At 72.4% G+C, this 15,575-nt stretch carries 13 protein-coding genes and 1 rRNA gene; 12 read left to right on the top strand and 2 right to left on the bottom strand.

Features of this window, described 5'->3' with window-relative positions; translation table 11 throughout:
- From rrf to AC067J_RS18935, 12 genes are all read left to right on the top strand, one after another.
- Nucleotides 1-92 (top strand): 5S ribosomal RNA (gene rrf, locus AC067J_RS18990); the annotation flags it as partial.
- 97 nt (nucleotides 93-189) lie between these two features.
- A complete protein-coding gene (gene clsA / locus AC067J_RS18985; RefSeq protein WP_478300567.1) occupies nucleotides 190-810 on the top strand; it encodes a cardiolipin synthase ClsA in 621 nt (206 codons plus the stop codon).
- 124 nt (nucleotides 811-934) lie between these two features.
- Complete coding sequence (locus tag AC067J_RS18980; RefSeq protein ID WP_478300565.1) at nucleotides 935-3,430, top strand: sugar phosphate nucleotidyltransferase; 2,496 nt, start codon at nucleotides 935-937, stop codon at nucleotides 3,428-3,430.
- 161 nt (nucleotides 3,431-3,591) lie between these two features.
- The gene (locus AC067J_RS18975; RefSeq protein ID WP_478300563.1) at nucleotides 3,592-4,713 is read left to right on the top strand and encodes a DUF881 domain-containing protein; all 1,122 of its coding nucleotides are present in this window, start codon (nucleotides 3,592-3,594) and stop codon (nucleotides 4,711-4,713) included.
- A complete protein-coding gene (locus tag AC067J_RS18970) occupies nucleotides 4,710-5,042 on the top strand; it encodes a small basic family protein (protein WP_030062488.1) in 333 nt (110 codons plus the stop codon). The genes AC067J_RS18975 and AC067J_RS18970 overlap by 4 nt, the downstream gene beginning before the upstream one ends.
- 556 nt (nucleotides 5,043-5,598) lie before the next feature.
- The gene (locus AC067J_RS18965) at nucleotides 5,599-6,453 is read left to right on the top strand and encodes a DUF881 domain-containing protein (RefSeq protein ID WP_478300579.1); all 855 of its coding nucleotides are present in this window, start codon (nucleotides 5,599-5,601) and stop codon (nucleotides 6,451-6,453) included.
- 115 nt (nucleotides 6,454-6,568) lie between these two features.
- On the top strand, nucleotides 6,569-7,441 hold the full coding sequence (locus AC067J_RS18960) for an FHA domain-containing protein (protein ID WP_478300561.1): 873 nt from the start codon (nucleotides 6,569-6,571) through the stop codon (nucleotides 7,439-7,441).
- A 185-nt stretch (nucleotides 7,442-7,626) separates the two neighbouring features.
- Complete coding sequence (gene ftsR, locus AC067J_RS18955; protein ID WP_478300577.1) at nucleotides 7,627-8,319, top strand: transcriptional regulator FtsR; 693 nt, start codon at nucleotides 7,627-7,629, stop codon at nucleotides 8,317-8,319.
- A 74-nt stretch (nucleotides 8,320-8,393) separates the two neighbouring features.
- Complete coding sequence (locus tag AC067J_RS18950) at nucleotides 8,394-8,870, top strand: bifunctional nuclease family protein (protein WP_030303568.1); 477 nt, start codon at nucleotides 8,394-8,396, stop codon at nucleotides 8,868-8,870.
- A gap of 273 nt (nucleotides 8,871-9,143) precedes the next feature.
- Complete coding sequence (locus tag AC067J_RS18945) at nucleotides 9,144-9,803, top strand: MerR family transcriptional regulator (protein ID WP_478300559.1); 660 nt, start codon at nucleotides 9,144-9,146, stop codon at nucleotides 9,801-9,803.
- A gap of 90 nt (nucleotides 9,804-9,893) precedes the next feature.
- Complete coding sequence (locus AC067J_RS18940) at nucleotides 9,894-10,631, top strand: SanA/YdcF family protein (protein ID WP_478300557.1); 738 nt, start codon at nucleotides 9,894-9,896, stop codon at nucleotides 10,629-10,631.
- A gap of 74 nt (nucleotides 10,632-10,705) precedes the next feature.
- Nucleotides 10,706-12,169, top strand: a complete 1,464-nt coding sequence (locus tag AC067J_RS18935) for a DNA polymerase IV (protein WP_478300555.1) — start codon at nucleotides 10,706-10,708, stop codon at nucleotides 12,167-12,169.
- Nucleotides 12,170-12,377: 208 nt separating this feature from the next.
- Here AC067J_RS18935 and AC067J_RS18930 read toward each other — a convergent pair whose 3' ends face one another.
- Complete coding sequence (locus tag AC067J_RS18930; RefSeq protein ID WP_478300553.1) at nucleotides 12,378-13,868, bottom strand: MFS transporter; 1,491 nt, start codon at nucleotides 13,866-13,868, stop codon at nucleotides 12,378-12,380.
- A gap of 178 nt (nucleotides 13,869-14,046) precedes the next feature.
- Nucleotides 14,047-15,411, bottom strand: coding sequence for a PRC and DUF2382 domain-containing protein (locus AC067J_RS18925; protein ID WP_478300551.1), 1,365 nt, complete (start codon nucleotides 15,409-15,411; stop codon nucleotides 14,047-14,049).
- Between the last annotated feature and the right edge of the window lie 164 nt (nucleotides 15,412-15,575).

Genomic DNA, 15,575 nt, shown 5'->3' with positions numbered 1-15,575 from the left:
CGCCCGGTTACATTCCGAACCCGGAAGCTAAGCCTCACAGCGCCGATGGTACTGCAGGGGGGACCCTGTGGGAGAGTAGGACGCCGCCGAACAATTCTTCTAGAGAAGCCCCCGCCGGGGAACCGGACGGGGGCTTTTCTGTTGTAAGGTCAACGTGCGAAGTTGCCACACATGACAGGAGGCCCCCGGGTGGAGGTCCAGGAGACGCGGGTCCAGACCGATCGCGTCCTCACCATCCCCAACCTGCTGAGCATGGGCCGGCTGGTCGGTGTTCCGCTCTTTCTCTGGCTGATTCTCTGGCCGGTGTTCGACGGGCCGAACAACGACGGGTGGGCATTGCTGATCCTGATGCTCAGCGGCATCAGTGATTACCTGGACGGGAAGCTCGCCCGCCGGTGGGGGCAGATCAGCCGGGTAGGGCAGTTGCTCGACCCGCTGGCGGACCGGCTCTATGTGCTGTCCACGCTCCTCGGCCTGACCTGGCGTGAGATCCTGCCGTGGTGGCTGACGGCGATCCTGTTGACCCGTGAGCTGTTTATCGCGGCGCTGCTGCCGATTCTCAACCGGCACGGCTACGGGCCGTTGCAGGTGAGTTTCCTGGGGAAGGCCGCGACATTCAACCTGATGTACGCCTTTCCGCTTCTGCTGCTCGGTACCGGTGACAGCTGGATCGCGCGGCCGGCCGAGATCGTGAGCTGGGCGTTCATCTGGTGGGGGACCACCCTCTACTGGTGGGCCGGCATTCTTTACGCCGTGCAGGCGCGACAGATCATCAGGGGTGGCTCGGCCTCCTCCGCGTCCACGGTCTGAGACGCGATCTGAGAGAAGTCCCACGGCGACACGGTGCGTCGGACGATACCTTCCGGGTAGAGAACCTCTGGAACGGTTTGATGGACCTGCAGGGTCCACCACCGCGAAGGAGGACGCACCCGTAATGAAAGCCGTTGTAATGGCAGGGGGCGAAGGCACCCGACTCCGCCCGATGACCTCCAGCATGCCGAAGCCGCTGCTTCCCGTGGCCAACAGGCCGATCATGGAGCACGTGCTTCGGCTGCTGAAGCGGCACGGCCTCTCCGACACCGTCGTGACCGTCCAGTTCCTGGCCTCACTGGTCAAGAACTACTTCGGTGACGGTGAAGAGTTGGGCATGAATCTCACCTATGCCAACGAGGAGACACCGCTCGGCACTGCGGGGAGTGTCAAGAACGCCGAGGACGCGTTGAAGGACGACTCCTTCCTGGTGATCTCCGGTGACGCACTGACCGACTTCGACCTCTCGGAATTGATCGAGTTCCACCGCAGCAAGAACGCACTGGTCACGGTCTGTCTCACCAGGGTGCCGAATCCCCTGGAGTTCGGTATCACGATCACCGATGACGAGGGGCGGGTGGAGCGCTTCCTGGAGAAGCCGACCTGGGGGCAGGTCTTCTCCGACACGGTGAACACCGGTATCTACGTCATGGAGCCCGAGGTCTTCGACTACGTCGCGGCGGGCGAGTCCGTCGACTGGTCGAGTGACGTGTTCCCGCAGCTGCTCAAGGAGGGCAAGCGGGTCTACGGGTACGTCGCCGAGGGCTACTGGGAGGACGTGGGCACCCACGAGAGCTACGGCAAGGCCCAGGCTGACGTCCTGGAGGGCAAGGTCGACGTCGAGATCGACGGGTTCGAGATCTCGCCCGGGGTGTGGGTCGCCGAGGGGGCCGAGGTCGACCCCGAGGCGGTGCTCCGCGGGCCGCTGTACATCGGGGACTACGCCAAGGTCGAGGCCGGGGTGGAGATCCGCGAGCACACCGTGCTCGGCAGCAATGTGGTCGTCAAGCGCGGGGCGTTCCTGCACAGGGCCGTCGTCCACGACAACGTCTACGTGGGGCCGCAGAGCAATCTGCGGGGCTGCGTGGTCGGCAAGAACACCGACGTGATGCGGGCCGCGCGGATCGAGGACGGCGCGGTGATCGGGGACGAGTGCCTGATCGGCGAGGAGTCGATCATCGCGGCCAACGTCCGGGTCTACCCGTTCAAGACCATCGAGGCCGGCGCGGTCGTCAACACCTCGGTGATCTGGGAGTCCCGCGGGCAGGAGCACCTGTTCGGGGTGCGCGGCGTCTCGGGGATCCTGAACGTCGAGATCACCCCCGAGCTGGCCGTCCGGCTGGCCGGCGCGTACGCGACGACGCTGAAGAAGGGGGCGACGGTCACCATCGCGCGTGACCACTCGCGGGGTGCGCGGGCACTGAAGCGGGCGATGATCTCGGCACTGCAGACCAGCGCGATCGACGTCCGCGACCTGGAGAACGTGCCGATGCCGGTCGCCCGGCAGCACACGGCCCGGGGCAGTGCCGGCGGGATCTTCCTGCGGACCACGCCCGGGGTGCCGGACTCGTTGGACATCCTCTTCTTCGACGAGCGCGGCGCCGACCTCTCGCAGGCCGGGCAGCGCAAGCTCGACCGCGTCTACGCACGCCAGGAGTACCGCAGGGCCTTCCCCGGGGAGATCGGCGACCTCACCTTCCCGTCCAGCGTCTTCGACGCCTACGCGGGGAACCTGCTGCGGGCCGTCGACACCACGGGTGTGCGCGAGGCCGGGCTGAAGGTGGTCGTGGACACCGCGCACGGGAGCGCGGGGCTCGTCCTGCCGAGCATCCTCGGCCGGCTCGGGGTCGAGGCGCTGAGCGTCTCCAGCGGGTTGGACGAGTCACGGCCCACCGAGGACGCCGAGGAGCGACGGGCCGGGCTGGCCAGGCTGGGCGAGCTGGTGGCCTCCTCCCGGGCCGCGTTCGGGGTCCGCTTCGACCCGGTGGGCGAGCGGGTGGCCTTCGTCGACGAACTGGGCCGGGTGATCGACGACGACCGGGCGCTGCTGGTCCTGCTGGACCTGGTCGCGGCCGAGCGGCGGAGCGGTCAGGTGGCCCTGCCGGTCACCACGACGCGCATCGCCGAGCAGGTCGCGGCGTACCACGGCACCCAGGTCATCTGGACCACGACCACACCGGACGACCTGGCCAAGGCGGCCTCCGCCGAGGGCACGGTGTTCGGCGGGGACGGGCGCGGCGGTTTCGTCGTGCCGGAGTTCAGCGGGGTGCTGGACGGAGCCGCGGCGTTCGTCCGGCTGGTCGGCCTGGTGGCCCGGACCCAGCTCACGCTGAGCCAGATCGACGCGCGGATCCCGCAGGCGCACATCCGCCGACGGGACATCGCCACGCCGTGGGCGGCGAAGGGCATGGTCATGCGCTCGGTGGTGGAGGCGGCCGGGACCCGGCAGCTGGACACCACCGACGGGGTCCGGGTGGTCGAGGCGGACGGGCGGTGGACGCTGGTGCTGCCCGACCCGGCCGAGGCGGTCACCCACCTGTGGGCCGAGGGCCCGGACGACGAGGCGACCGAGGCGCTGCTGGACGAGTGGGCGGCGGTGGTCGACGGCGCCGGGCGGTGACGACCGGAGCCCGGTGACGGGCGGACGGCGGGGCGGGCGGCTCGGTGCCGCACCGCCCCGCTGTCCGTTTCGGGCGGTTGATGGCGGTCGGTCCGGTTTGGCGTGTGTGCAGGTCAGGGGGTGTGCACAGGGCCCCGGTTCGCCATGGGACGATGGTCCGCATGTCAGCGACGCCGACGCCGAGTGCCAGCAGTGGACGGTACAACCGTCCGGATGCCTCGATGTCCCTGCTGACCAGCGTGATGGACCACAGCCTGGACGAGGGGTACGCCGAGGCGGCCGCGGCACGGGGCGGTGACGGCCCGTACCGGATACCCGGCACGGCCAAGGGCCTGCTCACGCTGGGGGCCGGGCTGGCCCTGGTCGGCGCGGTCCTCACGGTCGGGGCGGTGAACGCGCACAAGGCGGAGCCGACGCTCGCCAAGGAGCGGGACGCCCTGATCCACCGGATCAACGACTCCAACGGCTCGGCGGACCAGCTTCAGAAGCAGGTCCAGGACCTGCGGCGGAAGGTCGACACCACCCAGCGGCAGGCGCTCGCCCCGGGGGAGGGCGACCCGGCCGCGCTGGCCGGAGCGGTCGGCCTGGGGGAGGTGACCGGCCCGGGCGTCAAGCTGGTGCTGGAGGACGCGGCCGGCACCGGCGCCGGCGGGAACGTCGACCCGCGGGCCGGGCAGGGCTTCTCCAACAGCGGACGGCTGCGGGACCGTGACCTGCAGTTGGTGGTGAACGGGCTCTGGTCCTCCGGTGCGGAGGCCGTCGCGATCAACGGGCAGCGGCTCACCGCGCTCTCCGCGATCCGCGCCGCCGGTGAGGCCGTGCTGGTGGACAACCGGCCGCTGGTGCCGCCGTACACCGTGCAGGCGGTGGGGGACGGGCCCAAGCTGGTGGGTGCCTTCGAGAGCGCCATGGCCGGGCAGTACCTGCGGCTGCTGCAGGAGAAGTACGGCATCAAGTCGACCATCTCGGCGCAGAAGAGCCTGACCCTGCCCGCGGCCGTCGGCGTGACGCTGCGGACCGCCCAGCCGGCGCTCCCCGAGCCCTCGCCGACCGCGTCCCCCTCCGCCTCCGGGGAGGCGGCGTCCCCGTCCGCCGGTCCGGCCGCGCCGTCGGCCGGCGGCACCGCGAGCCCTTCCGCCGGCACCTCACCGTCCGCGAAGCCGACCGCCACGACCGGGGGGAAGCGCTCGCCGAGCCCCTCGGCCAGGACCACGACCGGCCACCCGACCACCGCGACCACCACCGGGTCGTCCTCCGCAGCGACAGGAGCAGCTAGACCGTGATTGCCGTACTGGGTCTCGTGATCGGGGTCGTCGTCGGGCTCTTCGTCCAGCCCGAGGTGCCGGACGCCGTCGTGCCGTACCTGCCGATCGCGGTGGTGGCGGCGCTGGACGCGGTGTTCGGTGGCGTCCGCGCGATGTTGGACGGGATCTTCAACGACAAGGTGTTCATCGTCTCCTTCCTGTCGAACGTGGTCGTGGCGGCGCTGATCGTCTTCCTCGGCGACCAGCTGGGCGTGGGCTCGCAGCTGTCCACCGGCGTGGTCGTCGTCCTCGGCATCCGCATCTTCTCCAACGCCGCTGCGATCAGGCGCCATGTCTTCCGCGCCTGAGCCGGGCCGCGAGCGGGCGGCGGAGAAGAAGAAGGTGGACGGATCTGCGGGAGATGTTGTGCGCGAGGACGGCGGCGAGGAGCGCGGACCGGTGTCGGCGTCGGTGCCGGTGCCGGTGGCGGATGCGGCCGGGAAGCCGGCGGAGAAGCGCGGGGAAGCGCCTGCGGACCACTCGGTGACTCCGGTCGACGGGCGGGCCGGGGAAGCGGTTGCCGAGGAGGAGCAGGACGAACCCGGGGGGACGGCCGCCGAGCGGGCCTCCGCAGCGCCGGAGGACGGCGCCGTGGCGGAGCCTGCGGGCGGGGCTCCGGCGGAGTCCGAGGCCGACGCCCCGACCGAGGCCGGGATCGAGGCCGTGGAGCCTGCTCCGGGGTGCGCCCCCGAGGTGATTCCTGCGCCCGCGCGTGCGCCGCTGGCGGAGGCGGAGGCGGTGCCGGAACCCGTGCGGCCGCCGGAGCCGCGTCCCGAGGTCGGGGCCGAGGTCGAGGCCGAGGCCGAGGCTCGGCCCGAGGCCGGGCCCGAGTCGCAGCCGGGAGCCGGGTCTGCGGCGTCGTCGGTGCCCGTGACGGTGTCGGTGCCCGTCGCGGCGCCCGGACCCGTCGCGGCGCCCGCGCCTGCCCCCGGACCCGCGCCGGAACCGGAGCCCGCCCCCGAAACGGTGCCCGCACCGGCCGGGGACGACCGGGCCGAGGGGCGGAGGCGGATGAAGGCCGCGCTCTGGCCGCCGCGGCTGTCGCGCGGCCAGCTGGTGGTGGCGGTGCTGCTGTTCTCGCTCGGACTGGCGCTGGCGATCCAGGTCCGCTCCACCAACGACCACCACAGTCAGCTGCGGGGTGCGCGTCAGGAGGACCTCGTCCGCATCCTCGACGAACTGGACAGCCGTCAACAGCGTCTCCAACAGGAGAAGGCGGAGCTTGAGCAGTCCCTGGCCAAGTTGGAGAACAGCTCCAACCAGGCCAAGGAGGCCCAGGAACAGACCAGGAAGAAGGTGACGGAGCTCGGCGTACTGGCCGGGACCGTCCGAGCAACTGGTCCGGGCATCGTACTGACGGTCGATGATCCCCAAGGGCAGGTGAAGGCAGATATGCTGCTGGACACCCTGCAGGAACTCCGAGCGGCGGGGGCGGAGGCGATTCAGATCAACGATGTGCGCGTGGTGGTCAACACCTTCTTCACGGACGTGTCCGGCGGCGGTGTGCAGATCGACGGCAAGAAGGTCTCGGCGCCCTACCGGTTCACCGTCGTGGGGAATCCGCAGGACCTCACACCCGCGCTGAACATCCCAGGAGGTGTGGTCCGTACGTTGGAGAGCCATCAGGCGCGCGCGACCATCTCCCAACAGCAGAAGGTGGTCGTCGACGCACTCGTCGATCCGAAGACGCCGCAGTACGCCAAGCCGGCTCCGAAGTGATCATCACAGCCGGAGTTCCGATACCGCCGGCCCGATCCACCGTCGGGCCCGCAGTCTGTCCGAGGTCCTCACCCTGCCCCGCGGGCGGGTCTGTCACACGCAAGGGGATTCGCCCGTGAGTTTCTTCTCCAAGTTGTTCGGTCGTAACAAGGGCCGCGACGCGGCCGCCGTCGAGGCGCCCACCGCGCGCCACCGCCGGGACGACGAACCCGCCGTGCCGGGCATGCGGCCCGCCCCCGAGGGCGCGGAGTACGCCGAGCGCCCGCTGTTCCGGGACGGCGCCCAGTACGCCGGGAATCAGGCGGGCTACGGCGCGTCGGTTGACCCCTCCGGCGCCCCGCGCATAGGTTTCCCGTCAGGACCCTCAACCTCTGGTGGAGGGTTTGCCCCGGACCCGTACGCCGGGCACAACCCGTCGGGTGTGCCGCGCCAGGAGGCTGTGAACATGGCTGGCCCCACTCCGTGCTCCAGGTGCGGCAACCAGAACCCGGCCGCGGCCCGCTTCTGTTCCAACTGCGGTGCGGCACTGCGCGGCGGCCTGCTCCCCGAGGGGTCGGCGGAGACCACGTCGACGATCTCGATCTCCGGTCTGGAGTCGTACGACCCCAACACCACGACCGGGACCGGCACGCCGGCCCTCTCGGCCGAGGTGCTGGCCGCGATCGACGCCCTGCCCCCGGGCTCGGCGCTGCTGATCGTCCAGCGCGGCCCGAACTCCGGCAGCCGGTTCCTGCTGGACTCGGACAAGACCACGGCGGGCCGCCACCCGCAGGGTGACATCTTCCTCGACGACGTCACCGTCTCCCGCAAGCACGTGGAGTTCCGCCGGACGCCCGGTGGCGGCTTCACCGTCGCCGACGTGGGCAGCCTCAACGGCACCTACGTGAACCGGGAGCGGATCGACGAGGTGTCGCTCAACAACGGCGACGAGGTGCAGATCGGGAAGTACCGGCTGGTCTTCTTCGCCAGCCACAACCGGGGGTACTGAAACCAACGTCGGCAGGAGCCCGAGTGAGCACGAATACCCCTTCATCTCCTCTCGGGGCGGCCACCCCCGCGCCGTTCGGCCCGACGCCGGACAAGGGCACGCGCGGGGTGGTCGCGGCCCCCAGGCAGCCGGTCCGGCCGGACCGGACCGCCGGGGGCGGCCGGCGCCGCGGCGGCGACGAGCTGCTGAGCATCGGCGCGGTGCTGACCTTCCTGCGTGACGACTTCCCCGAGGTCACCATCTCCAAGATCAGGTTCCTGGAGGCGGAGGGCCTGGTCGAGCCCCAGCGCACGCCCTCGGGGTACCGCAAGTTCAGCCCGTCCGACGTCGAGCGGCTGGCCTACGTGCTGCGGATGCAGCGCGACCACTACCTGCCGCTGCGGGTGATCCGCGAACACCTCGACGCGATCGAGCGCGGCGAGGCCCCGCCCGCCCTGCCCGCCGCCGACGCCCGGCCGGGGCCGATGGAGGAGGCGGACCGCGAGCTGACCGCCTCGGCGGAGGCCTCCGCCGGGGTCCGGCTGGGCCGGGCCGAGCTGCTGGCCGCCGCCGAGGCCGGCGAGCGCGAGCTGGTCGAGTGGGAGGCGTACGGGCTGGTCGCGCCCGGGCCGGACGGCGGGTACGACGGCGAGGCGCTCCAGGTGGCCAGGCTGGTCGCCGAACTGGGCCGCTACGGGCTTGAGCCGCGCCACCTGCGGGCCATGAAGGCCGCCGCGGACCGGGAGATCGCGCTGGTCGAGCAGGTCGTGGCGCCGCTGCGACGGCACCGGAACCCGCAGACCAGGGCGCACGCCGAGGCCACCGCGCGGGAGCTGGCGACCCTCTCGGTCCGGTTGCACGCGGCGATGGTCCAGGCCGGTCTGCGGACCCGGTCCTGACCTGCGCCACCGCGCTGACCAGCGCCGTCGGCGCTGCGCTTTCATATCCGGGTCGGGAGCCATAGGGTTGCTGTGTGAATGAGCTCGACGTCGTGGGTGTCCGGGTGGAGATGCCTTCCAACCAGCCGATCGTGCTGCTCCGGGAGGTGGGGGGCGATCGGTACCTGCCGATCTGGATCGGCCCCGGCGAGGCGACCGCGATCGCCTTCGCCCAGCAGGGCATGACGCCGGTGCGCCCGCTGACGCACGACCTGTTCAAGGACGTCCTGGAGGCGCTCGGCCAGCAGCTCACCGAGGTGCGGATCACCGACCTGCGGGAGGGCGTCTTCTACGCCGAGCTCGTCTTCGCCGGCGGGGTCGAGGTGAGCGCCCGCCCGTCCGACGCGATAGCGCTGGCGCTGCGGACCGGGACGCCGATCTACGGGAGCGAGGAGGTGCTCGCGGAGGCGGGCATCGCGATCCCGGACGAGCAGGAGGACGAGGTCGAGAAGTTCCGCGAGTTCCTCGACCAGGTGTCGCCGGAGGACTTCGGCGGGAGCGGCCCGCAGTAGGGCGTTCCTCCGCAGTGGGGCGTGCCCCCGCGGTAGGGCGTGCTGTGGGCCTGCGGGCCCACGTGCCGTAGGTGTTCGGCCGTTTTGCCAAACCGCGTCCACCTACCCACACTAGGGGCACGAAAAACCACTCTCCTGAGTGATGTGGTCTGCCCGCCACGGCGTGGCGATCGTTGACGGGCCATAGGGGACTGCCTACCGTCAGGAGGGGCTGCCCGGGTGTCCGATGCCCGTGGTCTGGGTTGCCCGCAGCACGAGTGGACGGAGGTAGGCATGACCGGCACCGGCGATGAAGCGGCCGTGGGAGGCCTGTGCGCCGTGCACATGCCGCGCACCGCCCGAAACGTGACCGAACTGCCCCGGACGGAACTGCCCCGGGTGGGCCGGTTCCCGGCGGTCCAGCCCGGCCAGCCGGCCCTGGAGCGGCTCGCGCCCACGTCCGAGCTGATCGGGTACCGCGGTCCGACGGCCTGTGCCGCGGCGGGGATCACCTACCGCCAGCTGGACTACTGGGCCCGGACGGGCCTGCTGGAGCCCAGCGTCCGCTCGGTCTACCCGGCGAGCAGCCAGCGGCTCTACAGCTTCCGAGACATCCTGCTGCTGAAGATCGTCAAGCGGCTGCTGGACGCCGGGGTCTCGCTGCAGAACATCCGGGTGGCGGTCGCCCACCTGCAGTCCGCCGAGGTCTGCGACCTGGCCGGACTGACGCTGATGTGCGACGGCGCGACGGTGTACGAGTGCATCACCCCGCAGCAGGTGGTGGACCTGCTGAAGGGCGGCCAGGGGGTCTTCGGGATCGCCGTCGGCGCGGTCTGGCAGGAGCTGGAGCTGACCCTCGGGCGGCTGCACGCGGAGCGGACCGACACCGGGGAGACGGTCGTCGGGAACGACCCGGCGGACGAGCTGGCGCAGCGCCGCAACAGGGCGGTCTGAACAAGGATCTGACGAGGCCGCGGGCCCGGACGGGGAACCGTCCGGGCCCGCGGCCTCGTCGTGGCCGGTGAACCGGGAGAGGGAGGGCACGTGCGGTTCGGATCCGGTATCCCCGGCCTGCTGGCGCGGAAGGCGGTGCGGCTCGGCGTCCGGTTGCGGCGGCGCCGGACGCAGCGCCGGCTGTTCCAGCTCGCGACGGTCTGCTGTTCGCTGGCGCTCGCGCCGAGTGCCTGGCTCTGGACCTCGGCGGGCGACCGGGTGGGCACCGTGGCGACCGCGCCCGAGGCGCCGGTGGCGGTGGTGTTCGGCGCCGGGCTGTTCGACGGCAAGCCGTCGCCGTACCTGGCGCACCGGCTGGACGCGGCGGTCGAGCTGTTCGAGCGGCGGAAGGTCCAGGCGATCCTGGTGACCGGGGACAACGGCCGGGACGGCTACGACGAGACCGACGCGATGCGGCAGTACCTGGTCGAGCACGGGGTGCCGGACGTCCGGGTGGTCGGCGACTACGCGGGCTTCGACACCTGGGACTCCTGCACCCGGGCGCACCGGATCTTCGGGGTGGACCGGGCGGTGCTGGTCAGCCAGGACTTCCACGTGCGGCGGGCGCTGGCGCTGTGCCGGGCGGCGGGCATCGACTCGTACGCGGTGGGTGTGCCGGAGGTGCGGGACGTCACCTGGCTGTACGGCGGGCTGCGGGAGGTCCCCGGCGCGGGGAAGGCGGCGCTGAACGCCTGGCTGCGGCCGGACCCGCTCTTCCTCGGTCCGCGTGAGCCGGGCATACCGCGGGCGCTGGCGGACGCGGGGGCGAGTGCGGGCGCCGGGCCCTAGCCGGCTAAGGAGTGACGGCCGGGCCGGCGGCCCGGTTCGCACGCGCTGTCGGACCCTTGCGGCATGATCGGCGCGTGCGGTCACTGCCGAGCATCATCCACCTCGACATGGACGCCTTCTTCGCCGCGGTGGAGCAGGCGGCCAAGCCGAGCCTGCGCGGGAAGCCGGTGGTCGTCGGGGGGCTCGGCGGCCGGGGAGTGGTCTCCACGGCGTCCTACGAGGCGCGGAAGTTCGGGGTGCACTCGGCGATGCCGATGGCGCAGGCCCGCCGGCTCTGTCCGAACGCGGCCTTCCTGGCCGGCCGCTTCGAGGCGTACCGGTCGGTGAGCGAGCTGGTGATGGGGCTGCTGCGGGAGCTGTCGCCGCTGGTGCAGCCGCTGAGCCTGGACGAGGCCTTCGTCGACCTGGAGGCCGGACCGTACGGCCCGCTGCTGGCGGAGGCGGACCACGGGACGGGCGAGCGGCTGGTGCTGGCGCTGGCCGAGGACCTGCGCGCGGACATCCACCGGCGGACCGGGCTGACCGCCTCGGTGGGGGCGGCCGGGTCCAAGCTGATGGCCAAGATCGCGTCCGAGCAGGCCAAGCCGGACGGGCTGGTGATGATCGAGCCGGGCCAGGAGCGCGCGGTGCTCGGGCCGATGCCGGTCCGGGCGCTGCCGGGGATCGGCCCGGCCACCGAGCAGGTGCTGCGCCGGTCCGGGCTGAACTCGGTGGCCGACCTCGCCGAGGCGGGGGAGTCCGAGCTGGTGCAGATGCTGGGGAAGGCCCACGGCACCGGTGTGTTCCAGATGTCGATAGGGCTGGACGACCGGCCGGTGGTGGCCGACCAGGACGCCAAGTCGGTCTCGGTGGAGGACACCTTCGAGGTGGACCTGGCCGACCGGGACCGGATCCTGCGCGAGGTGGAGATCCTGGCGGCGCGGTGCGTCCGGCGGTTGCGGGGGGCCGGGCGGTCGGGGCGGACGGTGGTGCTGAAGGTGCGGCGGTTCGACTTCTCGACGCTGACCCGCTCGGAGACGCTGCGCGGGCCGACGGACGACGAGACGGTGATCACCGAGACGGCCCGTCGGCTGGCCTCGCAGGTGGACGTCACCGGCGGGGTGCGGCTGCTGGGCGTCGGGGTGGCGCAGCTGGCCGACTACACCCAGGAGGACCTGTTCGCGCAGGCCGTCCGGGAGGAGGCGGCCGTCGCCGGGCACGAGGCCGGTGCGGAGGAGGAGGCGGAGGCGGCGCGCGAGGAGGCCGCACCGTCCGTGCGGCGGTGGCTGCCCGGGCAGGACGTGCACCACGCGGAGTTCGGGCCGGGGTGGGTGCAGGGCAGCGGGGTGGGGCGGGTGACGGTGCGGTTCGAGACGCCGTGGAGCGGGCCCGGGCGGGTGCGGACCTTCGCGGTGGAGGACCCGGCGCTGGAGCCGGCCGGGCCGCTGCCGCTGCGCGGGAGCGAGCCGGGGGCGGACGGCGACGCCGGCGGTGCGGACGGCGGTGGTGCGGACGGGAGCCGTACGGAGGGCCGGGCCGGGGGCGGGGGCGGCGAGTGAGGCGCGGGGCCCGGAGCGGGGCGGCGAGTGAGGCGCGGGGCCGGGAGCGGGTGCGGCGGGTGGGGCCGCGGGCATGAAGCGGCCCCACCCGGCAGGGGGGCCGGGTGGGGCCGCATGCGTTCCGGGCCGCGGACGGTCGCGATGCCCTCGGCGACCGTCCGGGTCCGGTCCCCGCGCCCTGTCCCTGAGCGCGGGGTCGGACGCCTCGTCAGGCGTCGGTCTTCACCGGCCGGGGGCCGGAGGTCAGGTCCGCGACCTCGTTGCCGTGGGCCACGATCGTGGCGGGCTTGACGGTGCGGATCAGGAACGGGACGGCGCCGGCGATCACGCAGACCACGGCGGCGGTCCAGAACGCGTGCTCGTAGGCGTCCAGGGTGGGGAGCGAGACCGGGATCGGCAGCTTCATGGTGTCGCCGGTGAGGATGGCGGCCATGACGGCGGTGCCGATCGCGCCGCCGACGGTGCGCAGCACGGCGTTCATGCCGTTGGCGATGCCGCTCTGCTCGACCGGGACGGCGCCGTTGATGTAGGCGGGCATCGCCGAGAAGGCGAGGCCGATGCCGAGGCCGAAGATCGCCGAGGAGAGGTAGATGTCCGCCTCGTGGCTGTGCCGGAGGGCCAGGTAGGCCATCGCGACGGCGCCGAGGACCCCGCCGAGGACCAGCGGCAGACGCGGGCCGCGGCGGGCGATCAGCAGGGCGCCGAGCGGGGCGGCGACCATCGAGCCGAGGGCGGACGGCAGCAGCATCACACCGGCGTGCAGCACGGTGGCGGTGAAGCCGTAGTGGGCGAACTTCTCCGGGGTCTGGGCGAAGTTGCTGATCACCATGAAGGAGCCGTACATGCCGAAGCCGATCAGCAGGCCGGCCAGGTTGGTGAAGGCGACGGCCGGGCGGGACATCATCTTCATGTCGACCAGCGGGTGCTTGACCTTGACCTCGATGACGCCCCAGATCAGGGCGACCACGGCGGCGACGGCGAACAGCCCGAGGGTCCGGGTCGACGTCCAGCCCCAGTTGTTGCCCTGGCTGACCGCGACCAGCAGGGCGGAGAGCCAGCCGGCCAGGGTGACCGCGCCGAGCGGGTCGGCGCCGCCGTCCTTGTCGGTGACCGGGTCGGTGGGCACCCGGACGGCGACCAGGGCGACCGCGAGCAGGCCGAAGAACAGGCCCATCCAGAAGATCGACTTGTAGCTCCAGTGCTCCAGCAGCAGGCCGGTGGCGACGAGGCCGAGGCCGCTGCCGACACCCATCGAGGCGCTGATGGCGGCGACGCCGCCGGTCACCTTCTGCTTCGGCAGCTCGTCGCGGACGATGCTGATGGCGAGCGGGAGCACGCCACCGCCGGCGCCCTGCAGGACGCGGGCGACGACCAGCCACGTGAAGGAGTGGGTGGAGACGGCGAGCGCGGAGCCCGCGACCAGGCCGGCCAGCGAGATCAGCAGCATCGGCTTGCGTCCGCGCAGGTCACCGAAGCGGCCGAGCAGGGGGGTGAGCACGGCGGCGGAGAGCAGGTTGGCCGTCATCAGCCAGGTGATGCTGGAACCGGAGACGTTCAGTTCCTTGGCGAGCGAGGGCAGGATCGGGACGACCGCGGTCTGCACCACGCTGAACGACAGCATCGCCAGGATGAGGGCCGGCAGGACCCGGGCGCTGCTCTGCTTCTCGGCCGCGACGGTGGGCTGTGGTGCCTCACTCACGGTTTGCTTCCTCCCGTACATAGTGAATGAACTGAAGTAACCATGCAGGGAGATACTTCAGAGTGTCAAATATTCATCGGTTAAGCCTTGGTAAAATCGAAGGGTTTGCCCGGTGTGCCCGGTGTGGAACGCCGAAGGGCCCCGGCCGATCAGGCCGGGGCCCTTCGGCGTTCCGGGGTCAGACGAGGGGCCTGAGCGGGACGGGGCGGGCCGGGTCCTCGGGCGCGGAGGAGGGCCCGACGGACGGCGCGGGCGCGTCGGGGGACGGGGTGTGGGCGGCGGACCGGGGAGGCGTCGGGTCGGCCGCGGTGTCGTCGTGGACCTCGACGTGCTCGCGCCGCAGCTCGTCGCGGATCACCTCCTCGGTGGTGTAGCGCTCCACCACCAGACGGACCCGCTCGATCGGCGCCAGGTACTTGCGCACCACCGGGCGCTCCTCGCGCAGGGTGACCTCCTCCACCGCCTCGGCGATGTCCTTCTCGCTCAGCGCGGCCCGTTCGGCCTCGCCGACCGGCATCCGCTCGACCCGGACGCGCTCGCGGACCACCGGGACCCGGCGCTCGACCGGCTCGCTGGTCACGTACTTGCGCAGCTTGGCGGTGCCGACGACGTGCCACTCGGTCGTGATGTCCAGCCGCTCCTCGCGGCAGGTGATCTCCACCGGGCCGCCGGGTGCGGACGGGGCCGGACCGCCGGCCGAGCGCGGGGCGGCGGCCGCGGCGGGCTGCGCCGACGGGGTGGCCGGCTGCTGGGAGCCGGTGGCCGACGCCGGCGGGGCGGCGCTCTGCGGCCGCGGCTCGGCGGTCGGGGCGGACGTCGTGGACGCCGGGGGCGCCGCGGGGGTGGGGGTGGCGAGGGTCCGCACGTTGGCCTCCGTGGCGGGGTCGGCCGGCTTGCCGGGGCCGGCTGCCGGGCTGGTGGTGGGGGCGGCCGCGGCGGCCGGTCCCGTGTGGAAGGTGAGCGACTTGGCCGGGGCGGCGGCGGACGGGGTGGAGGGGCTCCGCGTGTTGGTCGCGGCCGCCGCCGTCCCCGCCAGTGCGGCGGTGCCCGCGAGGGGTGCGCCGTTCGACGGGGTGGTGCCCGTGGCCGGGGTGCCGTTCGACGGCGTGCCGTTCGAGGGGGTGCCGTTCGAGGGGGCGGCGGCCGGGGTGCCGTTCGACGCGGTCGTCCCGAAGTCGAGGTCGGCCGGTTCGGAGCCGGAGCCGTCACCCGCCGACGGCTGCCCGTCCAGTGCGGTGTCCAGGCCGTAGTAGCGGTAGAGCTGGAGCTCCTGGGCCGGCGACAGGTGCTGGCCGACGCCGAAGTCCGGTGACTCCTTCACCAGCGACTTGTCGTAGGGCACCCGCAGCTCGTCGCCGGAGAACTCGCTCGTGGTGAGGGGGACGAAGGCGTCCCGGCCGAAGATGCCGGTCCGGACGGCGGCCCACTCGGGCCGGCCGGTGGCGTCGTCGAGGTAGACCTCGTCGATCGTGCCGATCTTGTCTCCGTTGCGGTCGACCGCCTTGTGGCCGATGAGGTCCCGGGGGTCGATATCGGTCTGCACTCTTTCCTCCAGTGCGCTGATCCTGCGGAATCCCCGCAGGACGGCGGTCGGCCCGCCCGTCCTGCCCGCCACTTCACACCAAAAGCCATGAACCGGACACCCGCGACCGGGGCGGGGCCGGACGGGCCGGGCCGTGCTCCGTCCGGGTCACGGGCGAACCGGCC

The sequence above is a fragment of the Kitasatospora sp. NPDC042419 genome (genome assembly GCF_056437345.1).
Note: the sequence above shows the minus strand (reverse complement) of the source record. Positions and strands in the feature narration are given on the sequence as shown.